The sequence below is a fragment of the Cryobacterium sp. PH31-O1 genome, assembly GCF_030063455.1.
Taxonomy (GTDB): domain Bacteria; phylum Actinomycetota; class Actinomycetes; order Actinomycetales; family Microbacteriaceae; genus Cryobacterium.
Genome location: NZ_JASITB010000005.1, coordinates 136,036 through 162,491, shown reverse-complemented (window position 1 = coordinate 162,491; position 26,456 = coordinate 136,036). Strand labels below are relative to the sequence as shown.

General features: G+C 66.7%; 18 protein-coding genes. 9 read left to right on the top strand and 9 right to left on the bottom strand.

Annotated elements, in window-relative coordinates; translation table 11 throughout:
* Positions 1–22: 22 nt before the first annotated feature.
* Together QMK31_RS11920 and QMK31_RS11915 are read right to left on the bottom strand one after the other, a co-directional pair.
* The gene (locus QMK31_RS11920; protein WP_283501164.1) at positions 23–3,532 is read right to left on the bottom strand and encodes a DNA polymerase III subunit alpha; all 3,510 of its coding nucleotides are present in this window, start codon (positions 3,530–3,532) and stop codon (positions 23–25) included.
* Positions 3,529–3,801, bottom strand: a complete 273-nt coding sequence (locus QMK31_RS11915) for a hypothetical protein (RefSeq protein WP_092111863.1) — start codon at positions 3,799–3,801, stop codon at positions 3,529–3,531. The genes QMK31_RS11920 and QMK31_RS11915 overlap by 4 nt, the downstream gene beginning before the upstream one ends.
* Before the next feature lie 280 nt (positions 3,802–4,081).
* Here QMK31_RS11915 and QMK31_RS11910 point away from each other — a divergent pair, with 280 nt between their 5' ends.
* The 5 genes from QMK31_RS11910 to fdhD all read left to right on the top strand — a co-directional run bounded on the left by QMK31_RS11910 (position 4,082) and on the right by fdhD (position 11,283).
* On the top strand, positions 4,082–5,254 hold the full coding sequence (locus QMK31_RS11910; RefSeq protein ID WP_283501163.1) for a glycerate kinase: 1,173 nt from the start codon (positions 4,082–4,084) through the stop codon (positions 5,252–5,254).
* Positions 5,255–5,391: 137 nt separating this feature from the next.
* On the top strand, positions 5,392–7,500 hold the full coding sequence (locus QMK31_RS11905; protein WP_283501162.1) for a PhoX family protein: 2,109 nt from the start codon (positions 5,392–5,394) through the stop codon (positions 7,498–7,500).
* A gap of 124 nt (positions 7,501–7,624) precedes the next feature.
* Positions 7,625–8,842, top strand: coding sequence for a formaldehyde dehydrogenase, glutathione-independent (gene fdhA, locus QMK31_RS11900; protein ID WP_283501161.1), 1,218 nt, complete (start codon positions 7,625–7,627; stop codon positions 8,840–8,842).
* A gap of 265 nt (positions 8,843–9,107) precedes the next feature.
* Complete coding sequence (moaA, locus tag QMK31_RS11895; RefSeq protein WP_283501160.1) at positions 9,108–10,226, top strand: GTP 3',8-cyclase MoaA; 1,119 nt, start codon at positions 9,108–9,110, stop codon at positions 10,224–10,226.
* Between the two features lie 199 nt (positions 10,227–10,425).
* A complete protein-coding gene (gene fdhD / locus QMK31_RS11890; protein ID WP_283501159.1) occupies positions 10,426–11,283 on the top strand; it encodes a formate dehydrogenase accessory sulfurtransferase FdhD in 858 nt (285 codons plus the stop codon).
* Between the two features lie 84 nt (positions 11,284–11,367).
* On the opposite strand, the gene QMK31_RS11885 is transcribed toward fdhD, so the two are convergent.
* Positions 11,368–13,668, bottom strand: a complete 2,301-nt coding sequence (locus tag QMK31_RS11885; RefSeq protein ID WP_283501158.1) for an FdhF/YdeP family oxidoreductase — start codon at positions 13,666–13,668, stop codon at positions 11,368–11,370.
* A 209-nt stretch (positions 13,669–13,877) separates the two neighbouring features.
* Between QMK31_RS11885 and QMK31_RS11880 the strand changes: the two genes are divergently transcribed.
* The 4 genes from QMK31_RS11880 to QMK31_RS11870 all read left to right on the top strand — a co-directional run bounded on the left by QMK31_RS11880 (position 13,878) and on the right by QMK31_RS11870 (position 19,284).
* Positions 13,878–15,272 (top strand): OFA family MFS transporter, encoded by a 1,395-nt coding sequence (locus tag QMK31_RS11880; protein ID WP_283501157.1) that lies wholly within the window; start codon positions 13,878–13,880, stop codon positions 15,270–15,272.
* Positions 15,269–15,370, top strand: coding sequence for an MFS transporter small subunit (locus QMK31_RS17390; RefSeq protein WP_502853058.1), 102 nt, complete (start codon positions 15,269–15,271; stop codon positions 15,368–15,370). Before QMK31_RS11880 ends, QMK31_RS17390 begins: the two co-directional genes overlap by 4 nt.
* A gap of 339 nt (positions 15,371–15,709) precedes the next feature.
* Positions 15,710–17,974 carry a glycosyltransferase gene (locus tag QMK31_RS11875; protein ID WP_283501156.1) on the top strand — a complete coding sequence of 755 codons (2,265 nt, stop codon included), beginning with the start codon at positions 15,710–15,712 and terminating at the stop codon, positions 17,972–17,974.
* Positions 17,971–19,284, top strand: coding sequence for a nucleotide disphospho-sugar-binding domain-containing protein (locus QMK31_RS11870; RefSeq protein ID WP_283501155.1), 1,314 nt, complete (start codon positions 17,971–17,973; stop codon positions 19,282–19,284). Before QMK31_RS11875 ends, QMK31_RS11870 begins: the two co-directional genes overlap by 4 nt.
* Positions 19,285–19,371: 87 nt before the next feature.
* On the opposite strand, the gene QMK31_RS11865 is transcribed toward QMK31_RS11870, so the two are convergent.
* The 6 genes from QMK31_RS11865 to clpS all read right to left on the bottom strand — a co-directional run bounded on the left by QMK31_RS11865 (position 19,372) and on the right by clpS (position 26,421).
* Positions 19,372–20,043: a nucleotidyltransferase family protein gene (locus QMK31_RS11865; RefSeq protein ID WP_283501154.1), complete on the bottom strand. Its 672-nt coding sequence runs from the start codon at positions 20,041–20,043 to the stop codon at positions 19,372–19,374.
* An 84-nt stretch (positions 20,044–20,127) separates the two neighbouring features.
* Positions 20,128–21,540 (bottom strand): amidohydrolase family protein, encoded by a 1,413-nt coding sequence (locus QMK31_RS11860; RefSeq protein ID WP_283501153.1) that lies wholly within the window; start codon positions 21,538–21,540, stop codon positions 20,128–20,130.
* A gap of 168 nt (positions 21,541–21,708) precedes the next feature.
* Positions 21,709–24,546 carry a molybdopterin-dependent oxidoreductase gene (locus QMK31_RS11855; RefSeq protein ID WP_283501152.1) on the bottom strand — a complete coding sequence of 946 codons (2,838 nt, stop codon included), beginning with the start codon at positions 24,544–24,546 and terminating at the stop codon, positions 21,709–21,711.
* On the bottom strand, positions 24,543–25,394 hold the full coding sequence (locus QMK31_RS11850; protein ID WP_283501151.1) for an FAD binding domain-containing protein: 852 nt from the start codon (positions 25,392–25,394) through the stop codon (positions 24,543–24,545). The genes QMK31_RS11855 and QMK31_RS11850 overlap by 4 nt, the downstream gene beginning before the upstream one ends.
* Positions 25,395–25,609: 215 nt before the next feature.
* Entirely contained in the window at positions 25,610–26,140 is a 531-nt protein-coding gene (locus tag QMK31_RS11845; RefSeq protein WP_283501150.1) for a DUF2017 family protein, read from the bottom strand.
* Positions 26,137–26,421 (bottom strand): ATP-dependent Clp protease adapter ClpS, encoded by a 285-nt coding sequence (clpS, locus tag QMK31_RS11840; protein WP_283501149.1) that lies wholly within the window; start codon positions 26,419–26,421, stop codon positions 26,137–26,139. The genes QMK31_RS11845 and clpS overlap by 4 nt, the downstream gene beginning before the upstream one ends.
* Between the last annotated feature and the right edge of the window lie 35 nt (positions 26,422–26,456).

Sequence of the window (26,456 nt, the reverse complement as noted above, 5' to 3'; positions counted from 1 at the left end):
CCGTGTACTTGCGTGGACGCGGTCAGGCGCTCTGCGCCGCATTGAGGTGATGCAGGGTGCCACCGGGACTCGATGATGACAACTGCGCCGGCGTGAGGATCAACGGCTGCGCATTGAGTTCGGCCGCATAGGCGCCCGCGTTGGCCGCTTCCTCCGCGGCGGCGCGCTCGAGCGAGTGCCGCTCCTTCACCTGCCGGGCCACGTCGAACAGGTTCCACAGGTTCTCGCCGGTTACCGACACGCCACGAGCGCCGGAGCGCCTCGTGCGACCGCGCACGAGCATGTAGTTGGTCTGGAACACCTGCCCGCCCACGCGTTCCTGCGCGTCGTGAAAGAACACGACGTTGGAGACCGGGCCGGTGCCGTCGTCGAGGCTGATGAACACTACCCGGCGGCCGCCACGCATCGGCGGTGTGTTCGTTGCCCGGCGCACCCCGGCGAGCAGCACCTCGGTGCCTCCGGGCAGGTTGCCGAGCTCGCTCGCCGGGGTCACTCCGAGCTCCTTGAACAGCGAGTGAAAGCGCGTCATCTGATGGGTCGACACGGCCAGGTTCAGACCCTGCAGCTCCAGATCGGTCTGGGTGCGGCCACGCAGTTCGAGCGAGGTGATGGCGCCGGCTCGGTCACCGGAATACCGCGGCACCGGCAGCTCCACCTCAAACGCGAGCTGGTCGGCGCGGATCACGACGGCGGTGCCGCGCAGCGACTGGATGTGGGCGAGCAGCTCGTGCCGCCTTGCCCGGTCGTAACCGATGAACGTGTCGAGGGCGCCCACCCGCGCGAGCGCCTCGAAGGTGCGCCTTCGCGGATGCACCCGGTCCCGAAAGTCCTGCAGTGAGCTAAACGGCTGGTGCCGGGCAATGCGCGCCCGCTCGGTCTCGGTGCTGCCGACCAGTTCCGGCAGCGCCAGACGGATGCCCTGGCTCCCGTCGGCGAGATCCTCCACGCGGTAGTCCAACGCGCTGGACTGCACGTCGAGGGGGAGCACCGGCACTCCGAGCACCCGGGCTTCGGCGACGATGAGGTCTTTGGGCCACATGCCAGGGTCGTGGGTGAGCAGCCCGGCCAGAAAAGCCGCCGGATGGTGGGTCTTCAGCCAGGCGGACTGATAGGTGGGCAGCGCGAAGGCCGCGCCGTGCGCCTTGGCGAAGCCGAAGCTGCCAAACCCCGCCAGCACCGTCCAGATCTGGTCGATGACCTTTTCGCTGAAGCCGCGGGCGAGGGCTTTCTCGCGCAGGTACTCCCCAATCTGCGCAAGCTGCTCCGGCTTACCCAGGTGGCGGCGAAAGACATCCGCTTTGCCCAGGCCGCAGCCGGTGAGCTCGTCGAACAGCCGCATGACCTGTTCGTGAAAGATGACCACACCGTTGGTCTCGCGCAGAATGGGCTCGAACCGGGGGTGGATGTAGTCGGGGGAGACTTCGCCGTGCCGGGCCTGCAGGTATTTGAGCGGCATGTTGTTCTTCATCGGTCCGGGCCGAAACAGCGAGATCTCCACCGTGAGGTCGTTGAATACCTCGGGTTGCAGCTTGCCGACAAGCTCCATCTGGCCGGGGGATTCGATCTGGAAGATGCCGAGCGTGCGGGTGGAGCGAATGAGTTCGAACGTTTTTGCATCGTCGAGCGGAACCCGATCGAGGTCGATGCTCTCGCCGGTGAGCCGGTGGTGCTCGCGGGTGGCGTGTGCCATGGCTGACTGCATGCGCACGCCGAGGATGTCGAGTTTGATGAGCCCCATCGGGTCCATGTCGTGTTTGTCGTACTGCGACATGGGCAGGCCCATGCCGCTCGCCTGCACCGGGGTGCGATCGAGCAGGCTCGCATCGGAGAGGATTACGCCGCAGGGGTGCACCGAGATGTGCCGGGGGAGCCGGTCGAGCCGCGCGGTGAGGTCGACCAGCAGGTCGAGCTGCTGCGACTCGCGCACCTCGGCGGCGAGGGCCTCGAGTTCGGGCTTCTCCTCGAGGGCGCGGCGAAAGTCGCGGGCGTTGAACCGCCACATCTGCTTGGCGATCACGTTGATCTGCTCGTCGGGCAGGCCGAGGGCGAGGCCGGCGTCGCGCACGGCGCCGCGGCCGCGATAGGCGTTGGTCATCGACATGAGCGAGACCCGGTCGCTGCCGAAGGCACGGAAGACCTCGCGGTAGATGTCGTGCCGTCTGGCCGACTCCACGTCGATGTCGATGTCGGGCAGCGTCTGGCGTTCGGGGGAGAGAAAGCGTTCCCAGAGCAGCCCATTCGCGATGGGTTCGACCGAAGACGTGCGCAGCGCATAGTTGAGCACCGAACCGACCCCCGAACCGCGGGCCTGAATACGGATACCCATCCCGCGAATAATGTCGGCCACACGCGACACGGTGAGAAAATAGCTGGCAAAGCCGAGGTGCTCGACCGTTTTCATCTCGTGAGCGAGCTGGGCGTGGGCGGCTTCCACCGCGCGTGAGCCGCTCGCGGAGTACAGGTCGGCGATACCACTGCGGGCCCGCCGCCACAGCTCGGTGACCGGATCGCCGGTGACCCCGATGATGCGCGCTTCCGGCATGCGCGGGCGGCCGAGGCCGATGTCGCTCACCGGGTCGAGGCTGCAGCGGTCGGCGAGCCGCTCGGTATCGCGCAGCAGCCGTTCGAGTGCTCCGCCTTCGTGCAGGCCAGCATCGACGACCATGCGGGCTACCTGGCGCATCGCCCCGGCGGGTTTGAGCCAGGCCTGGCCGTTGGTCTGCGGGGTATCGATTTCGGCGAGCGGCAGCAGAAAACGCGCGGCGTCGGCGAGGTCAGCGGTGACCGCCTCGTCGGGGGTGCCGTACCGCACGGCATTGCTGAGCACCGCTGGCAGCCCGGCGTTCTCGGCGAGGGCGAGCATGCGCGTGGCCGGGGTCACACTGCCGACGGTGCCGCTCTCGGCGAGGTGACAGACGATTTCGAGCACGACGGCGCCTTCGGGCAGGGCACGCTGCCAGTGGGTGAGCCGCGTCGCGGCATCCGTGTTGTCGCGCCTGCCAACAGCGAGACCCACGTCGGAGTCGGGGCCGAGCAGCACCGTGAGCGAGGCGAGCCCGGCCAGATCGGCCAGCCGCGCGCGCGAAATGCTCGGCCCGGTGCTTGCCGGCGTGAGCGCAGAGCGCTGGCCGGCGCTGCCGCTGTGAGCGGCGCTGACCGCGCGGCAGAGCGCGGCGTAGCCGCGACCGTCGGTGTGGCCGTGGGCGAGCACGACCACCCGGCCGAGCGCGCGGAATTCCTCATCGTGCACGGCGAGGTCGGCACCCAACCCGGGGCTGATGCCCGCGCTCACGCAGGCGCGCACGTGCTTGACGGCACCATAGAGGCCGTCACGGTCGGTGATGGCCAGAAAACTCGCGCCCTGCGCGGCCGCCTGCTCGGCCAGCGCTTCGGGGAGCGTCACGCCATAGTGGGTCGAGTAGGCACTCGCGACGTGCAGGTGCGCGAAGGTCGTGCCCGCTGTTGCCGACCCCGTTGTTGCTGACCCCGTTGTTGCTGACCCCGTTGTTGCTGACCCCGGTGTGCTGGTCATCCCCAGTCCATTGCTAGGGTCCAGGACCCGTCCGTGCCGCGGCGCAGGTCGTAACGGTGCTGTTCTTCGCCGCCACGACTCGCGTCGAGTCGCCACAGCTCGGTATCGATGCGGGTGGGGATTCCCTCGTTCTCCCACCACCTGGTGCGTTTGAACACGGCCTGCGGCTGCCCGATGACGGTGTGTTCAAACCGATTCCAGATGAATGCGCGCGGGTCGCCGTCGGCGGAAAGCTCAACGTCAACCGGAGCGTCAATGATGTGGGGCAAGGCGGGCTCCCTGGTCTGAGAAGGCGAAAATAACTGGGCTGTTCACACAGCTGTCATAAAAATGCTGGTGAACGGGAAGAAAAAAATCTTCCATAAAGTTCGAACAAAGTAAAGTTGGGATCGACATTTATAGAATAAATCTTCTATGTGAAAAGTGTATGCCACACCACCGACATGCGCCATGGGCGTCTGTCCCCGACCTGTTCGAGGCCCGTATCGGCCGATAGCTGTGGGTCGATTTCACCTAAACCTGTGCCTGATTGTGTTCTAGCCTGAACCAATGCACAATCATCCGACAGGGAAGCCGCTCACCATAGTCATCGCGCCGGATTCGTTCAAGGGCAGCCTCAGTGCGGCTGCTGCCGCAGCCGCCATGGCCGCCGGAGCCCGCGAAGCCGGCCTCGCGCTCGGCCGACCCGTCCTGCACCTCACCCTTTGCCCGATGGCCGACGGCGGCGAGGGCACCCTCGATACCATCGCCGCGGTCTGGGGCGTCGAGCCCAGCATCATGCTCACCGTCGATGCGCTCGGTCGCAGCCGCCGGGCTCGCTACGCTACCTCCGCCGACGGGCGCACCGGGCTCATCGAAGCGGCCGAGTCCAATGGCCTGACTCTCGTAGCGGATGCCTTACCCCAGCCCCAGCGCGCCGACACCTACGGGGTCGGCCTGCTCGCTCGGGAACTGCTCGATCAACAGGTCGAGGAAATTCTGCTCTGCGTCGGAGGTTCCGCCAGCACCGACGGCGGAACGGGCCTGCTCGCCGCACTCGGTGTGCGCTTTCTGGACGCCGCCGGACTGCCGGTCGCGCCGGGTGGTGCCGGTTTGGCTCAGATCGCGTCGCTCGACCTGGCCGGACTGCACCCGCACGCGCGCGTGGTGCGCTGGCGCGTCGCGGTCGACGTGAACAATCCGCTCTGCGGTCCCGCTGGCGCTGCCGCCGTGTTCGGCCCGCAAAAGGGCGCGCAGCCACGAGACGTCGCCGAGCTCGACGCGGGCCTGGCCCGCCTGGCCGCGATCGTGCTCGCCGAAACCGGTGAAAACATGAGCGGCCGACCCGGCGCCGGAGCGGCCGGCGGCATGCCGGCCACCCTCGTGCCGCTGCTGCGTGCCGAACTGGTTCCCGGCAGTACCCTGGTCGCGGATGCCGTGGGCCTGGCCCACAAAATGGCCTCCGCCGATCTCGTGCTCACCGGCGAAGGCAGTTTCGACTCCCAATCCCTCGGCGGCAAGGTGGCCGTGGCCGTTGCACGCCTGGCCTCGGCAGGATGCCCGGTCGTCGTCATCGCCGGCCGGGTGGAGTTGTCGGCGGCCGACTCCGCGGCATCCGGTGTCACGGCCGCCTTCTCGATCGCCGGGGGACCGTCGACCCTCGACGACCTGCAGGCTCACGCCGCCGAACGTGTGCGCGAGACCACAGCGCACGCCGTCGCGCTTTTTCTCCAGTCCCGATAGATCGCTCGATCGGCAGCCCCAAGCGTTCATCTTCGGTTCAGCGACGAGACACCGGGCGGCCTTGAACCGGAGGAAAATCGGCGGGAGGGTGGGTCTGTCCCCAGTTCGGGGTTCAGATCGTCCTGAGGAGCACTCCAATGCTGCACCGTGAATCCACTGCCGCTGGTCGTCCATTACTGCCGCTGCTTCCCATGCAGGGTCACACCCTCGGCAAGCGCAGCGCCGTCACCTGCCACCTCAAGTGCGCGGATGCCTGCTTTCACCCGGTGCCCAACGAGAGCACGAACGACTATTTTCGCGACATCGTTGGCGCTGCCCTGAGCCGTCGCTCCCTGCTCGTTGGCGTTGGCGTCGGCGCCGCGGCGATCGTGCTCGGGTCTGGCCAGGCTGCTCCCGCTCTGGCCGCAGCGGGTGGTCGGGCCGGTGGAGGTCTCGCCTTCACACCGATCGCACCGGTTCCGGCGGCCGTCGACGCTTTCTCGGTGCCCGCCGGGTACTCCTGGAACCCCATCATCCGCTGGGGCGACCCGTTGTTCGCCGCCACCGATCGGTTCGACCCAGCGCACCAGAGCGCCGCGTCGCAGGCGCTCCAGTTCGGCTACAACAACGACTACCTCGACATTCTCGAGGGCCAGGGGCGAAAGGGGCGCAAGGGCGTCCTCGTCACCAACCACGAATACACCAATGAGAACATCATGTTCGCGCCCGCCACCACACCGGTCGAAGCGGATGAGCAGCGCCGCGTCGCGATGATGGCCCACGGCATGTCCGTGGTCGCCCTCGAACGCAAACGCGCCGGCCAACCGTGGACGTACCGGGTGGGAGACCGCCTCAACCGGCGCATCACCGCGAACACTCCGTTCACCGTCACCGGTCCGGCCGCCGGCAGTGATCTGCTGAAGACCAGGGCAGACCCCACCGGCCGCACCGTGCTCGGCACCCTCGGCAACTGCGCCGGCGGCACCACTCCCTGGGGCACAGTGCTCTCGGGTGAAGAAAACTTTAACGGGTACTTCCGCACCACCGGCACCAGCCCAGCGGATGCCCGCTACGGCCTGGCCGACCGCCCCACCGGCCGGCTCTGGGAGCAGGTCGACGACCGGTTCGACGCCACCGTCGCCGGCAACGAGAACGAGCCCAATCGGTTCGGCTGGATCGTTGAAATCGACCCGGAGGCACCGAACGAGCCCCCGGTCAAGCACACGGCCCTCGGCCGATTCAAGCACGAGGGTGCCAACGTGATCGTCGGAAAGACCGGTCACGTGGCCGCATATATGGGCGACGACGAGCGCTTCGACTACCTGTACAAGTTTGTCTCCTTCGACCGGTTCGACAAGAAGAAGAGCCCGAAGGCACGCCTCCACAACAAGTCCCTGCTCACCCGCGGTTCCCTCTACGTGGCCCGTTTCGCCGGCAACTCGCCGGCCGTCGAAATCACCGGCAGCGGGCAACTGCCCGCCGACGGCCTCTTCGACGGCACCGGCCAGTGGGTGGCGCTCGTCATCGACGGCGTTTGCCAGGTGCCCGGCTTCAGCACCGACGACGCCCTCGTGAACACCCGCCTGGTAGCGGATGCCGTCGGCGCCACCAAGATGGACCGCTGCGAAGACGTCGAGCCGAGCCCGGTGACCGGCAAGATATATGTCGCCTGCACCAACAACACCGACCGCGGCCTGCCGGGCAAGGAGGGCGCCACCGAACCCAACCCGCGGGCGGTCAACCGCGACGGCCACATCGTGGAGATCACCGAGACCGGCTCCGATGCCACCGCGGTGACCTTCGACTGGAACCTGCTGCTCGTCTGCGGCGACCCGAAGACGAACACGAGCACCTACTTCGCCGGCTTTCCGATCGAGAAGGTGTCGCCCATCTCCTGCCCGGACAACGTGGCCTTCGACGCCGAGGGCAACCTGTGGATCTCCACCGACGGCGCCCCGAGCACGATCGGCTTCTGCGACGGCCTGTTCAAGGTGCCGCTGACGGGGGCCGAGCGCGGTCGGGTTCAGCAGTTCCTCGCGGTGCCACGGCAGGCCGAGACCTGTGGGCCGGTCATCCGCTCTGAACAGTCGATGGTCTACGTCGCCGTGCAACACCCGGGGGAGAACGGCAGCTGGGCCGCGCAGTCCAGCCGATTCCCGGACTATGTTGCGTTGGGGGCGACCGCGCCGGCCGGCGCGTGGGCCGGCCCACGGCCATCCGTTGTGCAGGTCTGGAAGGACGCAAGCCGCGCAGAAACTGACAATTGACTGATTGTAATTTCTCGGAACCGTGATGGAGTGAAAGGGCTGCTGTCGTTATCAGCGGCAATCATCCACTGCGGGTCAGGTCGGCATCGATCGTGCCAGCGAAGATAAATGAGAAGGGTAGTTCATGACGGGGAACAGAGCAGTTGCCTACAAGAGCGCGGGAGTCGTCGAGGTCATCGACATCGATTACCCCACGTTCGAACTCAAGGACGGTCCGGGCGTCAACCCGGCCAACGTTGGCCGCAAGGTGCCACACGGCGTCATTCTGAAGACTGTGACGACGAACATCTGCGGCTCGGACCAGCACATGGTGCGTGGCCGCACCACAGCACCGAGCAACCTGGTGCTGGGTCACGAAATCACCGGCGAAGTGGTCGAGTGCGGACCAGACGTCGAATTCATCAAGGTGGGCGACATCGTGTCGGTGCCGTTCAACATCAGCTGCGGACGCTGTCGCAACTGCAAGGAACGCAAGACCGGTATTTGCCTTAACGTCAACCCGGACCGTCCGGGTAGCGCGTACGGCTACGTCGACATGGGCGGCTGGGTGGGAGGGCAGGCCGAATACGTGCTCGTTCCCTACGCCGACTGGAACCTGCTGAAGTTTCCCGACCGGGATCAGGCCCTCGAGAAGATTATGGACCTCACCATGCTGTCCGACATCTTCCCGACCGGATTCCACGGGGCCTACACGGCCGGTGCCGGCGTCGGATCGACCGTCTACGTGGCCGGCGCCGGCCCGGTGGGCCTCGCGGCCGCCGTCTCGGCCCAGCTGCTCGGCGCGGCCGTCGTCATCGTCGGCGACATGAACGCCGAGCGCCTCGCGCAGGCCCGCAGCTTCGGCTGCGAGACGATCGACCTCACCAAGGGCGAGCCGGGGGAGCAGATCGAGCAGATTCTCGGCATTCCCGAGGTTGACGCCGGTGTCGATGCCGTCGGTTTCGAGGCGCGCGGCCACGGCAAGGACGCCGACCACGAGGCTCCGGCCACGGTGCTGAACTCGCTTATGACGATCACCGCGGCCGGTGGTGCCCTCGGCATCCCCGGTCTCTACGTCACGGGTGACCCTGGTGCCGAGGACAAGGCCGCCCAGGTCGGGTCGCTGTCGATTCGGTTGGGCCTCGGCTGGGCCAAATCGTTGTCTTTCACGACCGGTCAGTGCCCGGTGATGAAGTACAACCGCCAGCTGATGATGGCTATCCTGCACGACAAGGTTCAGATCGCCAAGGCCGTCAACGCCCAGGCCATCAGCCTCGAAGATGCCCCGCGCGGCTACAAGGAGTTCGACGCCGGAGCAGCCACAAAGTACGTGCTGAACCCGAACGGTTACGTCAAGGGTTAGCCCACACCAGCGGATGGCCCGGCCCGGAAATTTTCGGGCCGGGCCATTCCGCGTCTGCCCTCAGTGCCTGGCTCAGGCGTGTGTGTGGCTAATGCAGGAAATCCGCCCGAACCGCGTCCATCTCACCTCGGATTGCCTCAGAAACCGATGGATGTCCTGAATTAGCCACGGGTGGCGGCCAAGGCAGTGATGGGGAACCCGGCATCCGCTTAGAACCGGTGTTCTGGGCGTGCCCCGTGCTGGCCACGAGGATTAGGCTGGAAACATGACCGGCGCCGATGTTGCAGAACCAGTTCCGCGCTTCTATCGAGAGCGCGCGGACATACCGGTGAACCTTGAAACCCCGACCGGCTCCGTGACTGACCGGATGAACCGTCCGCTGCACGACCTGCGCCTGAGCGTCACCGACCGCTGCAACTTTCGCTGCGTGTATTGCATGCCCAAGGAGATCTTCGGCCGGGACTTCGCGTTCATGGAACACGACGAACTGCTCAGCTTCGAGGAACTCACCCGGCTGGCGCGCATCGCCGTCGCGCACGGAGTCGAGAAGATTCGGTTGACCGGCGGTGAACCGCTGCTGCGCAAGGGGCTCGAAGACCTCATCGCCCTGCTGGCCGAGCTCCGCACGCCCGACGGTCGTGAGATCGACATCGCGCTCACCACGAACGGGTCGGCGCTGGCCGTGAAGGCGCAGGCGCTGAAGGATGCCGGCCTCAAGCGCGTCACGGTTTCGCTCGACTCGCTCGACGACACCACGTTTCGCACCATGAACGATGTGAAATTTCCGGTGGCCAAGGTGCTACACGGCATCGACGTGGCTGAAGCGGTCGGGCTCGGCCCGATCAAGGTCAACATGGTCGTGCAGCGCGGCAAGAACGACCAGGACATCGTGGCCATGGCCCGCCACTTCAAGGACACCCCGTATATTCTGCGGTTCATCGAGTTCATGGACGTCGGCACGAGCAACGGCTGGGAGATGGGCTCGGTCGTGCCGTCGAAAGACGTGATCGCGCGCATCCACGCCGAGCTGCCGCTCGAAGAGGTCGCGCCGAATTACAGCGGCGAGACCTCCCGCCGCTGGCGTTATCAAGACGGCGGCGGTGAGATCGGCGTCATCTCGAGCGTCACCCAGAATTTTTGCCAGACCTGTTCCCGCGCCCGAGTATCGACCGACGGCAAGCTGTTCACCTGCCTGTTCGCCACCGAGGGCCACGACCTGCGGGCTCTCATGCGCGGCGGCTGCTCCGATGCCGAGCTCTCCACCGTCATGGCGCACCTCTGGCGGGATCGCACCGACCGCTATTCCCAGTTGCGAAGTGCCAAGACCAGGGAACTGCGGGCATCCGGTGCGAAGAAGATTGAAATGAGCTACATCGGGGGTTGACTGGCGCGGCGGTGGAGTTGCCCCGCGGTGGAGTTGCCCTGCGGTGGAGTACCTCGTTCAGAACTGCGGATATTTCAGCCCAAACCCCAGCAAATCGATGAATTCGGCGTCATTAAACCGGCGAGTCCGCAGTTATGTACGCCACCTTCTGGTTTAGCGCGCTTTACCTGAGATGCGTGACCCGTGGCAGACTTTCAGCATGAGCAGAATCACAGCGCGACGCAAAATCACCCGGCTCACCGTCGGCTCCGGAGTCCTGGCCGGGGAGGACCTGCTCGCGGTCGAAGAACCCCTGGAAATTCGCGTGAACGGCCGCCGCCTCGCCGTCACCATGCGCACTCCCGGCAACGACATCGACCTCGCGGCCGGGTTTCTGGTCTCCGAAGGCATCATCATCAAGGGCGACGATTTCAACACCGCCCGGTACTGCGCGGGAGCGGTCGACGGTGTCAATACCTACAACGTGCTCGACGTCACCCTCGGCACCGGTGTCGCGCCGCCCGCACCGAGCTTGGAACGGTCGCTGCTGACCACCAGTTCCTGCGGTCTGTGCGGCAAGGAGAGTATCGACGCCGTGCGCACCAAATCGGCCTTCGTCATAACGGATGACCCGGTGCGAGTGGACGCCGAATTGCTCACGACGTTCCCGGAGCAGCTGCGTGCCGGCCAGAACGTGTTCGAGAAGACCGGCGGCATTCACGCGGCTGGCCTGTTCGACGCTGCTACCGGAGACCTGCTCGTGCTGCGCGAAGACGTGGGACGGCACAACGCCGTCGATAAGGTCATCGGCTGGGCGGTCAAGGAGAATCGGCTGCCGCTGACCGGCACCGTGCTCATGGTGTCGAGCCGGGCAAGTTTCGAACTGACCCAGAAGGCCCTGATGGCCGGCATCCCGGTGCTGGCCGCCGTCTCGGCGCCATCGTCGCTCGCGGCGGAGTTCGCCGCGGAGGTGGATATGACCCTGGTCGGCTTCCTCCGCGGCGACTCCATGGTTATCTATGCCGGCGCAGACCGCATTGTCAGTCGAGCGGATGCCGAGCCAGCCGCGGTAGCGTAGCCACCAGCGATGTGACGGCGCGGGAGCTGCGCCGCGGTGCCAGTAGCGAAACTCTGGCGCAGCCGGCGCGAGGGTGGCGCCGGGTCAGGCAGCGGTGCCCGCTCGAACGAAGCGCACCGTCATGGCTTTGTAACCGGGGGTATTCGACTCGCGGGCCACGAGCTCGCGGTGCATGAGCGCGTTTGCCTCCGGAAAGTATGCGGCCGCGCAGCCGCGCGGCGTGGGATAGACCACGAGCCGAAAAGTATCGGCCCGACGCTCCACGCCCTGAAACGTACTGATCACATCCACCATGTCGCGATCCTGAAAGCCCAGTTCGGTGACATCATCTTCGTGAATGAGAATGACCCGACGGCCGTTCTTAATGCCGCGGTATCGGTCATCGAGCCCATAGAGCGTCGTGTTGTACTGGTCATGACTGCGGATGGTCTGCAAAATGAGGTGACCCTCTGGCGCCGACAAGTACTCGATCGGGCTCACTGTAAACCGGGCGAGGCCAATATCGGTGGCGAAACTGCGGGTGTCGCGCGGCGGGTTGGGGAGCACAAAGCCGTTCTTGGTCTTGAGGCGGGCGTTGAAATCCGCAAAGCCGGGGATGACCCGCGAGATATGGTCCCGAACGACGTCGTAGTCCTCGGCCATTTCCTTCCAGTTGACCGCGTGGTCGTCGCCGAGGGTGGCCCGCGCCATGCGCGCTACGATCACCGGTTCGGCGAGCAGGTGGTCGGAGACCGGCTCGAGGCGGCCCTGCGTCGTGCGCACGACCGACATCGAGTCTTCCACGGAGAGCACTTGGCGGCCAGACGGATGCTTGTCATCGGTATCCGTGCGGCCAAGCGTTGGCAGAATCAGCGAGATTTTGCCGTGCATCACGTGCGAGCGATTGGGCTTGGTGGAGACGTGCACGGTGAGGCCAACGCGCTGCATGGCCTTTTCGAGCATGTCGGTGTCGGAGCAGGCGAGGGCGAAGTTGCCGCCCATCGACACGAACACGTCCACGCGGTCGTGCACGAAGGCATCCACCGTGTCGACGGAGTCGAGACCGTGCTCACGCGGCGACACGATACCGAACTCGGCGTCGAGGGCGGCGAGCATGTCCTCTTTCGGTTTCTCCCAGACCCCCATAGTGCGGTCGCCCTGCACGTTGGAGTGGCCGCGCACCGGGCAGGCACCGGCACCGGGCTTGCCGAAGTTTCCCTGCAACAGCAGCAGGTTGATGATCTCCTTAAGGGTGTTCACCGAGTGCGGCTGCTGGGTCAGGCCGAGCGCCCAGCAGATGATGGTGGCCTTGCTCGCGATGAGCAGTTGCGCCACCTTCTCGATCGCGGCACGTTCAAGCCCGGTGGCCTTCTTCGTCTCGTCCCAGTCGATCACCGAACGGGCAGCGCGATAGGCCTCGATCCCGTCGGTGTTCGCGGCGACGAACTCATGGTCGATGACCGACCCGGGAACCCGTGCCTCCTCTTCAAGCAGCAGGTGACCGAGCGCCTGGAACAGGGCCAGGTCACCGCCGACCTTGATCTGCAGAAACTCATCTGCCAGGTTTGTACCCTTACCGACGACGCCCTTGGGCGTCTGCGGATCCATGAAGTTGAACAGCCCGGCCTCCGGCAGCGGATTAACCGCCACGATTCTGCCGCCGTTGTCCTTGCATTCCGCCAGGGCCGACAGCATACGTGGGTGGTTGGTGCCCGGATTCTGGCCCACCACCATAATGAGCTCGGCCTGATGAATGTCCTCGAGTGAGACGGTGCCCTTACCAATACCGATCGTGGGGTTCAGCGCAGAGCCAGAGGATTCGTGGCACATGTTGGAGCAGTCCGGCAGGTTGTTGGTGCCGATGGACCGGGCGAAGAGCTGGTACATGAACGCCGACTCGTTGGCGGTGCGGCCGGAGGTGTAGAACACGGTTCGGTCGGGCACGGTGGCACGAATCTGCTCGCCGATGAGTTCGAAGGCGTCGTCCCAGGAGATCTGCGAGTAGTGGGTGTCGCCAGGTCGAATGACGACGGGGTGCGTGATTCGGCCCTGGTTGCCGAGCCAGTACTCGGTCTTGGTGGCAAGTTCGGCAATGGAATGCTCGGCCCAGAATTCTGGCGTCACCGTGCGCAGTGTGCTCTCCTCCGCGACGGCCTTCGCGCCGTTTTCGCAGAACTCGGCGGTCTTGCGGTGTCCCTGGGACTCCGGCCACGCGCATCCGGGGCAGTCGGTGCCGTCGCGTTGGTTGAGGCGCAGGAGCGAACGGGCGGTGCGCCCGACACCGGCCTGGGCGATGCCGCGATCGAGCGCCACGACCACGGCTTCAACACCCGCCGCATGGGTTTTGGGCGCGGTGACAACGAGATTATCTTCGTTGATGTCTTCGATCGGAGCTGAGCGTGTCATAGAACTATCCTGCCTTGCCAACCGGGGGAAACGCCCCGCAACGGCGAAATGGGTAAGGAATCCGAAAGAGAATTCGTTCTAAGCGTTCGTATAGTCTTTAGCTCGCAGACCTTCAGCACCCCGTTTGCGCAGTATCCTCACGGTTACCGTAATCCGCCGAAACGCACAGCAACGTCGCTATTCGCCATCCCGGCAGCAAGGACACCTCAATGAGCTGGCTCGATCGAGACCGCACCATCGCCCCACCAGGATTCAATCGCTGGCTCATTCCGCCGGCCGCCCTTGCCGTGCACCTCTGCATCGGCCAGGCTTACGCCACGAGCGTCTACAAGACGGCGCTTGTGGCGCACTTCGACGCCAGTCTGGTTCAGATCGGAGTGATCTTTTCGATCGCCATCGTGATGCTCGGGCTGTCGGCGGCCATCATGGGCACCTGGGTCGATACCAACGGACCTCGCAAGGCCATGTTCGTCGCGGCACTGTTCTGGTCGGGCGGATTCCTGATCGGTTCGCTCGGAATCTTCTCGAATCAGCTTTGGCTGGTTTACCTCGGCTACGGCTTTATCGGCGGTATCGGGCTGGGTATCGGCTATATCTCACCGGTCTCGACCCTGATCAAATGGTTCCCGGACCGCCCGGGGCTGGCGACCGGCATGGCCATCATGGGCTTCGGTGGCGGCGCACTCATCGCGAGCCCGGTGTCGACGATGCTGCTCAGCTTTTACGACCCGAACTCGGGTGCAGCGAACTGGGTGGCCAGCGGCGATGCCGTCGGCAAGCTGTTTCTGACCCTCGCCGTAATCTACTTCGCCTATATGATGTTCGGGGCCTTCACAATCAAGGTTCCGTCCGCCGATTGGGTACCCGCCGGATTCGATCCGACCAAGGTACGTGCCAAAGCCCTCGTTACCAGCAACCACGTCTCAGCCCGGAATGCCATTCGAACGCGTCAGTTCTGGCTGCTCTGGGTTGTGTTGTTCTGCAACGTCACGGCCGGTATCGGCATTCTCGAGCAAGCCGCACCCATGATCCAGGACTTCTTTCGTCAGAACGATGGCAATTCGCTCGTCTCGGCAGCCGTTGCCGGCGGCTTTGTAGGCCTGTTGTCGCTCGCCAACATGGGTGGACGCTTCATCTGGTCAGCCACCTCGGACAAGACCGGGCGCAAGAACATTTACATGGTCTACCTCGGCGTCGGCACCGTGCTGTACCTGCTGCTGGCCCTCTTCGGTTCCAGCACGACCGCCCTCTACGTGATTTTGGCTTTCGTCATCATCTCGTTTTACGGCGGCGGATTCGCCACTATCCCGGCGTACCTGCGCGATCTGTTCGGCACCTTTCAAGTGGGCGCCATCCACGGTCGGCTGCTGACGGCCTGGTCGGCAGCCGGAATAGCCGGGCCGCTCATCGTGAACTCGTTCCTGGACGCACAGGGGGCACCGGGAGAGCTGACCGCCGCGGCATATCAGCCGGCCCTGCTCACCATGGTCGGCCTGCTCGTGGTCGGTTTTGTGGCGAACCTGTTCGTGCGACCGGTGCGCGCCGAATTTCACGAACCAGACAGGCCGCTCATTGGGGCAGCCGCAGGGAAGGCGCATTCATGAAGAAGGCACAACTCGTCGTTGGTTGGGCGCTGGTTGGTATTCCACTCGCCTTCGGCATCTTTCAAACACTGACCAGGGTAACGGCACTGTTTGGCTAGATCTGGTTAGTCAAATCAAATCAAGGGTCTAGAGTCACGCTGCAGTCACTGGGGCGTGGCTCTATTCTTTTCCCGGATTTTCTCGGCAGCAATACTCGTAGCGCGATTGCGACGCTTCCGACCGAAATCGGAAGTCTCCCAGCTTCAGGGCTGTGAATCATGTCATGATGGCGAATGGGGAATTAGCTAACCCAGCTAGCTAAATTCATTCCGGGCACATCCAGCGCTCGGATTCCTGAATTTCTCGGCGGAGAATGGCCGAAATTTAACCTTGTTCACTCGCGACGAGCCCGATCGTTGCGTTCGATCCGCGGAATCTCTCGCGGGGAGGAGACGCCCGTGGCCACCCACACCGCCCTTGACGATCAGCGCGGGGCCGCCAGCATCCTCGACGGTATCCGGCGGGCCGACGACCTCACGGTCGCGGCTGCTCGCGATGGAGGAGTTCGGGCCGTGCGACTCCTGGCTCAGGCGGCAACCGACCCGAGTGACCAACTCACCGCCATCGCGGCGGTGCACGCCCTCGCCCAGGTCTTCGACGATTCCGCCGACGAGGTTCTTGTGGCCCTGCTGCACCACGACTCCGCCTTCCTGCGGGAGCACGCAGCCTGGGCATTCGGCACCCGCCTGCCCCGCTACGACGCGATTGCGGGTCTAGTCACACTCGTGCGTGAGGGCGGTTTCACCGGCATGCTCGCCCAGCGCACCCTGGAACAGTGGGGTTCCTCGGCCGCCGACCAGGTCGGACTGTTCCTCGAGGGCGCCCTGCTGGGCGTCAGTGAAGCATTCGCCCGCGCCCGTCTGGTCGAGACCATCGGCCTCGTTCCCGGGCGCGTACCTGAACGCCTGCTGCGCCGCGTGGCCGTCGACACCGCCGAGAACGCGCAGGCGCGTGTCGCCGCGATTGCCGCCCTCGGCGACCGTGCCGCGAGCGCCGCCGTCGTTTCGCTGCTGAGCCGCCTCTCGCAAGCGGATGCCGCCGCCGCGCACGACGAGAACGGCGTCGGATCCGGCGACGAGACGAGCGTGCTCGCTGCTGTCGCCCGCCTGGCCCTGTTCGACCTGACCGCGACGACAGCCCCCCGAGAGTCGTGGAACCAGGGCGTCACGATCGCCCAGTTGTTCCTGCACGCCGATATCGATGGCGAGCTGTCTCAGGTGGGTGCCGGGGATAACGGCGGCATCGCAACCCTGCTCGTTCGACTCGGTGACGCCCTCGTGGCCGCACCGGCCGGGGCGAGCCGCGTGGTCACCATCTCGCGGGGAACCCCAGAATCGGCCCTCAACGGTCTCGCCGACGTCGGATCGTTCCTGCCGGGGCACTCCTTCGCGGCGGTGCCGTTCGCTGGCGGCCCGGTGCCATCGATTGACGCCTGGTCGCTTAGAGTCGCGGCTGAACGCGGCATCCGGCGTATCCTCCGGTCGGCCGGTGCGGTCGATGCCATTCACCTGCGCATGGCCGACGTCGGCAGCCTCGCCGCAGCCACCGTCGCCCGTGACCTCGACATTCCCGTGGTGTTCACCGTGGCACCCGACCCGCACGGCGTGATCGACTCGCTCGAGTCGAACGGCGTGCTCACCCGCGCCAATTTTGGCACCGTCGATGCAAACGAACACTTCTGGTTTCGCGCCCGCCTGGTGCAGCGGCTTGCCGCTGATGCCGCGCACACCGTGCTGTTTCCGCGCCCGCGCCTTCAGCAGGACATCGAACGGCTGACCGGCATTGATATTGACGCGCACCCGGAACGGCACTCCGTCATTCCCGAGGGTATCGACCTCACGGTGATCGACCGCTCCCGAACGGATGCCCTCGGCTCGCTCGGCTTGACCGGCGGAGGCCTGCTGGTCTCCCGCGCCGCCCACACCCGGTCCGCAGCCGAACCTGCCGCTGTGGCCTTCGACCAGCTTGACGGTCTGCTTCGTACTCTCCCGGCCGAGCGACGCGGCCTGCCGCTGCTGATCAGCGTCGGACGACTGCACCGGGTCAAGGGCATGGCCGCTCTGGTCGAGGCGTGGAACACCGACTCGTTCCTGCAGGCCCGCTGTAATCTGCTGATTGTGGGTGGTGACCTGGAGCATCCGTCGTTCGACGAGGATAAAGAATTGCAGGGTATGGCTCGGTCGATGGCGAGCGGCGACCTCGGCGAGGCTGCCGCCCGCGGCCTGCTGCTGGCCGGACACCGCGCCAACGACACCGTCACCCGCTGGCTCGCCGCGGCCCGCTACGGCCGACCCGGCCTCGCGGCACCGTTCGGGGTCTATGTCTGTGCGAGCATGAAAGAGGAGTTCGGCATCGCCCTGCTCGAGGCGATGGCGACCGGGCTCATGGTCGTCGCCCCCGACGGCGGCGGACCGGCCACCTACGTCGAGCACGGCGTTACCGGCTTTCTGGTCAACACCGGTGACGGTGACGCCCTGGTTCGTTCCATCACCGACGCACTCACGGTGGCGGGCGGAGTTCACGGCGGTGCCAACGCTGCGCGGGCCCGAAGCATGGTCGTGGAGAACTTCACGATCGAGGCGATGGCCACCACCCTTGCCGGCGTCTACCGTGACGTTGCCGTGGCGTTCGAGCCGGCCGCCTGGGAACTGAGCGTCTCGTGACCCTGCTGATCATCAGCCCGGACTACGCCTCACACTTGTACCCACTTGCCACCCTCGGCACAGCCTGGGCGCTGGCCGGTGAACGCGTCGTGGTTGCGAGCGGACCGGCCACGGCGGGCATCGTGACGTCGTTCGGGTTTGAACGGGAGAACCTGCAATTGGGACGTGGTTCGAACCCCGGCACGATCCGGGTCGAAGCGCAGCCCGTCGGCGAAGACGACGCCCTGCGCGGCTTCTTCGACGCCACCCGCCGCGGCATGGTCGACACCCTGCGTTTTCAGGCCGAGGCGCGCAGCAGCGACCTGCTCTACAACCCGGTCGAGATCGCCCGCGAAGTGCAGCGCATCGTCGCCCGGGTGCAGCCAGACCAGGTGATCGTCGACCATCTGGCCTTTAGCGCCCGGCTGGGGTTGCTCAGCGCCGGGGTCGCGCACGCTGACGTCGTGCTCGGGCATCCGTCGGCCCTGCCCGTGGGTACCGAGGTCTACGGATACCCGCCGACCTGGCCCGAGGTGTTCTCGCCCGAGGCTTCGGAGCTGGCCCTGCTGGAGCTGCAATGCGAGGCTGTGCGTGACACCTTCACCGCCCAGTGGAACGACGCCCTGCGCGAGCTGGATCCGGCAGCGCGGTTGAGCGTTGACGCCTTCCAAGAATCGGGCGACGTGCTGATGCTCAATTATCCGAGCGAATTACACGCGCCGGCGCGCACGAGCCAGCTGCCGCCGCACGTGTTCCTGGGCTCTGCCGTGCGGTCCGAGACCGTCGACTCCGAGGTCGAAGCCTGGCTTGCGGCCGATTCGCTGCCCGTTGTCTACGTCAGTTTCGGGAGTTTTCTCTCGGTGCGCGGTGACGTGCTCGCGCGCGTCTGCGCGGCACTGGCCGCCCTGCCGGTGCGGGTCGCCATCGCCGTCGGCGCGACCGACCCCGCAGAGCTTGGACCCATTCCCGCCTCCTGGCTCGTACGTGCGTTCCTGCCGCAGGTGCGACTGCTGCAGGCAGCCGCACTCGCCGTGACCCACGGCGGCAACAATTCGGTGACCGAGGCCATGACGGCCGGGGTTCCCCTCGTCGTGCTGCCGTTCTCGACCGACCAGTTCGCCGGCGCCGCCGCCCTCGACGCGGTTGGTTTCGGCACCTCGCTGCCGCCCAATACCGCCACGGTTGCCGACCTGCGTGACGCTTGCGAGCGGATGCTACGCCTGGCCGGCAATCCGCGCGCCCGCCTCGACGCGCTCGCGCTGTCGCTGGCTACCCAGTCTGGGGCTGAGCGGGCCTACGCTGCTCTGACCCGGGTGCCGGCCGGGGGTTAGTCCGGGCGATCGGTGAGGGGGCAGTTCCGCGAGCAGGGCGCGGTGCAAACAATTGCGGGTTCTGCGGCGACGCCGGCAGGGTCGCCGTCAGCGGGCTGGAGCAGTGTCCACATCTCGCCCGCTACTCAGGTCGCCGCATTCAACCGCCTCGACCTCGTGCGCGCGCAGATACGCACCGGCACCGGTGTCACCCGCCGCCGTCTCGATGAGCGCTGCCCAGTGCGCCCGGCCGATGACAACGGGATGCCCCGGCTTGCCCGCAAATCGGGCCTGCCGCAGGGTGCTTGCCGTGATCGCGCCGATCATGCGTGTGCCGATCACCCGTGCTCCGATCACGCGTGACACCGTGGCCGCGTTCAGGTCAGGCACGTCGACCGGGATGATCGCGATGGTTTCGACCCCGGGCTGGGCGAGGGCGCAGCGCAGCCCGGCGCGCAGGGATGCGGAGAGCCCGTCGGCCCAGTCGGCGGCCTGCACGACCAGAACGGATGCCGATGGCCCGTTCTCGCCGGCTTCGAGCAGCGCGGCAGCCTCGGCCCCGCGGGCGCCGAGCACGACGATGACGGGGGAGCATCCGCTCGCGGTGAGCACGTCGACGGCGTTCCGCAGCCAGGAGCGGCCGGCGCTATCGCGCACGAGTGCCTTCGGCAGGCCATAGCGGGTGCCCGCACCAGCGGCGAGCACGAGTCCGGCGATTCGCGCGGTGCCGGCGGGCTCTGCGCTCTCGGTGGGAGGTATCTCAGGCTGCGGCATCTGCATGTCTGCCATCGTAGGGTTCCCGGGCAGTGACCTCGCGCACGCTTCGTGCGCACGGTTCGGTGAGCGGATGCGTCAGCGGACCGACTACTCGACGCTCACCCGGCGGCCGCGCACGTAGACGCCGGTGATAGCGGGCTCGCGCAGGGCCAGCAGCAGCGCGAACAGGGTCTGTTCGGCGGCCAACGCGGCGTCGTCGGCGCGCACGGCGTTATTTAGCACGAGGGCGAGCGGTTCCCAGCGTTCCGGGTCTATGAGCAGGAGATCCGCGTCCTTGCCGAGGTCGAAGTTGCCAAACCGTTCCTCCATGTCGAGGGCACGCGCCCCCGCGAGCGTTCCGGTGAACAGCAGAGCGGCCGGGTCGAGGGCCACGCCGGCATCGCCCGGCTCCGACAGGTGGGCCTTGTAGCAATCGTTGAGCACCCGCGCGACCAGCCATTCGTCGCCGCCGCCGACATCCGTTCCGATGGCGACGTTCACGCCGAACGCGGTCGTGCGGCGCCACGGCATGGTGCCGGAGCCGAGGAACGCCTGCGAGGTGGGGCAATGCGCGATCGAGGTGCCGGTCTCAGCGAGGCGGGCGAGCTCGCTGTTCTGGCAGTGCACGGCGTGGGCGAGGATACTGCGCGGCCCGAGCAGCGACGAGCCACCGCGGGCCGAGCCCGGCAGGAAGCATCCGTCGTAGGTGTCGAGGTATTTTTCGGTGCCGTACACCGAGCGCACGGCGTCGATCTCCCCGGTGCCCGGCCGGTCGTTCTCATTCAGGTGGCTGTGAAAGTACACGCCGCGGCCGCGCACCGAGTCGTAAAGCTCGCCGAGCCCGGCCAGGGTCGTCGGCGTCACCGAGAGGCTGAATCGCGGCACGATCGCGACCTGCAGCAGTGCGGTACGGGCGTCGCCGGTGTCGGTGGCGTGCCACCGGTCGATCTCAGCCGCCGTGAGTTCAAGAGCGGCCTGCTCGCTCGTGATTAGGGCCCGGGCGGAGTCGGTGCCGACAGTCTGGATGCCGCGCCCGCTCACCAGCCGCAGGCCGGCCGCTCGGGATTCTTCGAACAGGGCGTCCTGCGCGGGAGCGAAGGCCGACCCGAACACGAGGGCGCTGGTCGTTCCAACGGATACCCGCCGCCGCGTGAAATCGCGCGCCACCCGGCGGGCGAATTCCGGGTTTTCCAGCCGGGACTCCGCCGGAAACACGCACTCGTCGAGCCATTCGAGCAGCTGGCCGCCGCCATAGGCATCCGTTGTGTAGGTCTGTGGAAAATGAATGTGGGTGTCGACGAAGCCCGGAATGATGAACCCGGTTCGGGTCACCGGCAGCCCGGCGAAGGCCGCCGGCAGCTCGGCGAAGGGGCCGACCCAGGCGATCGTGCCGTCGACACCGGTTACGAGGGCGCCGTCGGGTACCGACACGAGGTGTTCGCGGGCCTCGGCGACCGTTGGTGCGCCGGAAATATGAAAAATGTGGCCGCGAAAGACCGCGGGCGAAATGGTTCTGTGCACAACAGCGGAGATTACCGTCTCCCGCCTGTGAACTCGGCCGTGCCGGGGGACTGACCCGCCGCCGCGCTTGGAACTGGGCCGTCCCGCCGCCGTATTTAGCCGCGTGCAGGGGAGTCAGCCATGCTGGCACCGCGAGCCGGTCTGCGCAAACCGCCCGCGGGCATCCGCTCAGCCGTGCAGCAGGCGCCAGATTCTATCTCGCGACATGGGCAGCTCGGTCGGGCGGATGCCGATGGCGTCGCGCACGGCGTTGGCCAGCGCCGGCGCGACCGGGTTGTAGGTGGATTCGCTCATCGACTTGGCGCCGAACGGCCCGAGCACGTCGTGACTCTGCGCAAAATACACCTCGGTGACCGGCAGGTCCGCGAGCTGGGGCACGTGGTAGTTGCGCAGCACCCTGGTCGTTACGGTGCCGGCGCCGTCGAGCACGACCTCCTCGAACAGGGCGGTGCCGAGGGCCTGGGCGACCCCGCCCTCGATCTGGCCGCGGCACTGTTCCGGGTTCACTACGAAGCCGGCATCCGCGGCCTGAATGCTCTGCAGTATGCGCACCTCGCCGGTGTCGGTGTTCACGGCCACCCGGAACGCGTGCACGTTGAAGGCGAGCGAGCGCAGCGCTCCGTCTTCGCGGCGGGTGGCGGTGAGGTCGACGCCGTTGGCCCCGGCCCATTGGGCGAGCTCGTCGAGCGAGAGGCTCGTGTCGGCCGAGCGCAGTGCGTCGCGTGCGAGCTGCCAGGTCACATCATCGGCCCCGCTGCACGACGCAGCGGCTTCGACGAGGGACTCGGCCAGCGCGGTCGCCGCGGCGAGCACGGCCTTGCCGGCCACAACGACGCCGGCCGAGCCGAACGCGCCGGTGTCGTAGCCGGCGGCATCCGTGTCGGAGTGCAGCAGGTCGATGCGGTCCAGGGTGGTATTCAGCGCCGTCGCGGCGATCTGGGCGTGCACGGTCGTGGTGCCGTTGCCGAACTCGGTGGTGCCGACCCGCACCAGGTAGCGGCCGCCAGGCATCAGCGCAACGGATGCCTGCGAGCGGTGGCCCCGCGGCGGCGTGGTCGCGATCATCGACGACGCCATGCCGGTGCCGACCCGCCACTGCGTTCCGGCCGGAACCGGAACCCGATTGCCGCGCTTGAGGGCCGCTTCGGCGAGGTCGAGGCATTGGTCGAGGCCGTAGCTGCCAAAGACGAGGTCTGGCCCTTCCTCGTGCGTCACGACGAGGGCGTCGCCGGGGCGCACCGAGTTCAACCGGCGTAGTTCGAACGGGTCCAGGTGGAGTTCGCGGGCGAGTTCGTCGAGGGCGCTCTCGATCGCGAAGATGATCTGGCCCAGGCCGTAGCCGCGGAAGGCGCCGGACGGTGGGTTGTTTGTGTAGACGCTCTGGGCATCCACTGCCTTGTTGGGAACATTGTAGAGTGCGACGGATTCACTCGTGCCGTGGAACATGACGCCGGGCGCGTGGTTGCCGTAGGCGCCGGTGTCGGCGAGCACTCCGAGTTTCAGTGCGGTGAGGCGCCCGTCAGCGGTGGCGCCGAGGGTCACGTCGATGCTCATCGGGTGGCGCACCGGGGCGATGGTGAGCTCGTCGGTGCGGGTGAATTCGTACTGCACCGGCCGGCCGGTTTCGAGCACGGCTAGGGTGACGAGGTCTTCGGTGAGCAGCTCCTGCTTGCCGCCGAAGCCGCCGCCGACCCGGGCGGTGAACACGCGCACCCCGGCCGGGTCGAGGCTGAACAGACGGCAGATCTCCTTTTGCACCAGAAAGGGAACCTGCGAGCTCGTGCGCAGCACCAGGCGATCACCATCGAGCCAGCCGATCGTGGCATGGGTTTCCAAATGGGTGTGCGAGATGCGCTGGGTCTGCCAGCGGCCGGAGATGACGGTCGTCGCCTCGGCCAGGCCTGCCTCGACGGAGCCGTACTCGCCGTGCAGCTCGGCGACGAGGTTGCGATTGGGGTCGGCCAGGCGCGACACGACCGGGTCTTTGTCGCCGTGCACGAGCGGGGCGCCGGGTTCGAGGGCCAGGCGCGGGTCGAAGACGGCGGTGATGAGCTCATACTCGACGTCGATCAGGCGACAGGCCGCCTCGGCGATCGCCACCGAGTTGGCGACGACCGCCGCGACCCGCTGCCCGCGAAAGCGCAGGGTTTGGTCAAAGATCAGGGTGTCGTCTGGATCGTCGAACCGGCTCTCGTGTCGCGCCGTCGAGTACAGGGTGCCGGGGGAGTCGGCGTGGGTGAGCACGCGGTGCACGCCCGGCAACGCGGCCGCTCTGCTGGCATCGAGAGAGCGGATGCGTGCGTGCGCGTGCGGACTCCCGAGTATTGCGAGGTGGAGCAGCCCGGGAATGGCCACGTCGAGGGTGTAAGGCTCGAGCCCGCTGACCACGCGCTCCCCGTTGAGTGCCCCGGGGGAGGTGCCGACTGCGCCCGAGGCCTTGCCCGCGCGGCCGGTCGCACGCACCGGCCCGAGCGTGGAGGCCTCGGCGTGTTCGTGTTCGCGTTCCGGCGCGACATGGCAGGAGCCTTCCGGCGGGGTGTGCTGGCCGTTAATGGCGTCGGTGATGGCGCGGTAGCCGGTGCAGCGGCAGAGGTTGCCCTTGAGTAAGCGGGGTAACTCGTCGACGGTGCGGGCGGCATCCGCTTCGATCGCCGCGGCGGTGACGACCATGCCGGGCGTGCAGAAGCCGCACTGAAAGCCGGCGGCGTCGACGAAACGCTGCTGTACCGGGGAGAGGGCGCCCGGCTCGCCGAGGCCGGCTGCGGTCGTGATCTGCTTTCCGTCGGCCCGAAACGCCGGGTAGATGCAGGAGTGCACGGGCGTGCCGTCGACCTGCACCGTGCAGGCGCCGCAATCGCCGGTGTCGCAGCCCTTCTTCACCTCGAAATGCTCGTGCTCGCGCAGCAGGGTGCGCAGGCACTGGCCGGGTGTCGGCGTCGCCTCGATCGGGGAACCGTTGACCTCAAAGGTGACGGTATCGAGCATCGCGGCCTGCTCCAGGGTCATGAGTGAGGTCCAACGGCGGTCGCGGCAAGTTCGGCGCGTATCTCTTCGCCGAGCAACAGCCCCATCGCTCGTCGCCAGTCGGTCGCGCCGTGGGCATCCGTGAACCAGCAGTCGATCGCTGCTATATCGCGGGCGAGCTCGGCGGCGGCGGGCACCCGCGGGTAGCGCAGCTGCACCGGTCGCAAAGTCGCGGCCGTGACCGTGAGTACGAAGGGGCCGTCAGGGCCATGAGAATCAACGTTAAGCCGCCCGGCCAGCACCGCGCCCGAACGACCGAGTGGTGACAGGGCGATCTTGCGGAACGCCGTGGTGGCCTGCAGCGACCTCAGTGGCACTCGAATAGAGCGCAACACGTCGCCCGGCGCGAGCACATTGCTCATATTGCCGGTGACGAACGATCGGGCCGGCACGACGTCGTCGCTGCCGTCACCGCGCCAGACCAGCAACTCGGCGTCGAGTGCGACGGCGAGGGTGATCATGGGCCCGGCCGGAAGCGAGGTGGCCAGGTTGCCGCCGACCGTCGCGACATTCCACACCTTGAACGAGCCGAATAGCGCGGTGCAGCACTGATAGAACAGCGGATGCGCCGCCCACCCGGCCTGCATCGGCAGCCGGGAGAGTTCGGCGAGAGTGCAGGTCGCGGCAATCTCGAGGCCCTCGCCGACTTCGTCACTGAAGGTCAGCGCCGGCCACCCGAAGGACTGCAGATCAACGAGGCCCGTGAGGTGGGCGCGCGGGTCGGCGAACAACTCGGATCCACCGGCCAGGGGCACGACCGTCGGCCCGAGTGCGTCGAGGTCGCTGCGCTGCCGAGCCGGGATGATGCGGGTGAGCGTACTGAGGTCCATGGGGCTCCGTCGAGTTCCGGGGAAGGCTGCGCTGGTTGAGAGTGAGGCCGGGTCGGGCCGTGCGAGCGACCATGGGCGCACGGTGGTGGATTTGAGGTCGTGGGTTTCAGGTAGTCGGTTTCACACAGCAGGCTACCTCACCCGAGGGTGTCAGAAGAACGTCTCGATTTCGGGCAGATCTTACGCCGATTGCAGTGAGTGCCGCGGTGCCGCTGTCACACGTCGATCGTGTAGACGAGTTCTTCCTGGAGCATGCCGAGCCATTCGTAGAGTTCGCGCAGAAACGGGGTGTCGTCGCCATCGAGCTGCACGACACCGTCGGGGGAGATCTGCAACCGCTCGGCGAGGGTCAGGCGCAGGTCGGTGAGGCTGCGCAGCCAGGCCTGCACTGCACCGTCGTCGAGACTGATCGTGACCGGCCTGCGGTTCGCGTTGGTGTCAGAGCCGGAATCCGCTGCGTCTCCGAGCGAGCCCAGCAGGATCTGGGCGTTCTGTGCCTTGCGTTCGAGCAGGCCGGTCGCCGTGAAGCGGCGAAACTCGGCCGCAGCTTCGTCATCGTCGCGGTAGGCATCGGGTAATAGACGGCCGAACACGCCGTCGCTCGCGGCGAGCTGTGGATTCTCCGCCCCGGCAGCGAGCATGTCCACGAGCTGGCTGGTGGCGAGGCGCAGCAGGTCGGCCTCTACGGGTGCGAACCGGGCGAGCAGGGCACCGGACTCAAGCCGGGTGAAGCGATGCTCGCTCATTCGTCGGCCTTGGCCAGGGTAGCCATCAGGCCGTAGCCGTGCATGGCTTCCACGTGGCGTTCCATCGATTCGCGGTTGCCGGTGGCCACGACGGCCCGACCGTTGTTGTGCACCTGCAGCATGAGTCGTTCGGCCTGCTTTGGGGTGACCCCGAAGTAGCTGCGAAAGACGTAGGCGACGTAGGACATGAGGTTGACCGGGTCGTCCCAGACCAGGGTCACCCACGGTCGGTCCAGTGACACGGCCTCGCGGAGCTCGGTGTGTTCGGCAGTCTTGGTCACCTCTTAAGCCTCACACGCTCCGGCTCGGTTTTCCA

Coding starts and splice junctions, on each gene's coding strand:
- QMK31_RS11920 (WP_283501164.1), bottom strand. CDS start 3,532: ATGACCAGCACACCGGGGTCAGCAACAACGGGGTCAGCAACAACGGGG.
- QMK31_RS11910 (WP_283501163.1), top strand. CDS start 4,082: ATGCACAATCATCCGACAGGGAAGCCGCTCACCATAGTCATCGCGCCG.
- QMK31_RS11905 (WP_283501162.1), top strand. CDS start 5,392: ATGCTGCACCGTGAATCCACTGCCGCTGGTCGTCCATTACTGCCGCTG.
- fdhA (WP_283501161.1), top strand. CDS start 7,625: ATGACGGGGAACAGAGCAGTTGCCTACAAGAGCGCGGGAGTCGTCGAG.
- moaA (WP_283501160.1), top strand. CDS start 9,108: ATGACCGGCGCCGATGTTGCAGAACCAGTTCCGCGCTTCTATCGAGAG.
- fdhD (WP_283501159.1), top strand. CDS start 10,426: ATGAGCAGAATCACAGCGCGACGCAAAATCACCCGGCTCACCGTCGGC.
- QMK31_RS11885 (WP_283501158.1), bottom strand. CDS start 13,668: ATGACACGCTCAGCTCCGATCGAAGACATCAACGAAGATAATCTCGTT.
- QMK31_RS11880 (WP_283501157.1), top strand. CDS start 13,878: ATGAGCTGGCTCGATCGAGACCGCACCATCGCCCCACCAGGATTCAAT.
- QMK31_RS17390 (WP_502853058.1), top strand. CDS start 15,269: ATGAAGAAGGCACAACTCGTCGTTGGTTGGGCGCTGGTTGGTATTCCA.
- QMK31_RS11865 (WP_283501154.1), bottom strand. CDS start 20,043: ATGCAGATGCCGCAGCCTGAGATACCTCCCACCGAGAGCGCAGAGCCC.
- QMK31_RS11855 (WP_283501152.1), bottom strand. CDS start 24,546: ATGACCCTGGAGCAGGCCGCGATGCTCGATACCGTCACCTTTGAGGTC.
- QMK31_RS11850 (WP_283501151.1), bottom strand. CDS start 25,394: ATGGACCTCAGTACGCTCACCCGCATCATCCCGGCTCGGCAGCGCAGC.
- QMK31_RS11845 (WP_283501150.1), bottom strand. CDS start 26,140: ATGAGCGAGCATCGCTTCACCCGGCTTGAGTCCGGTGCCCTGCTCGCC.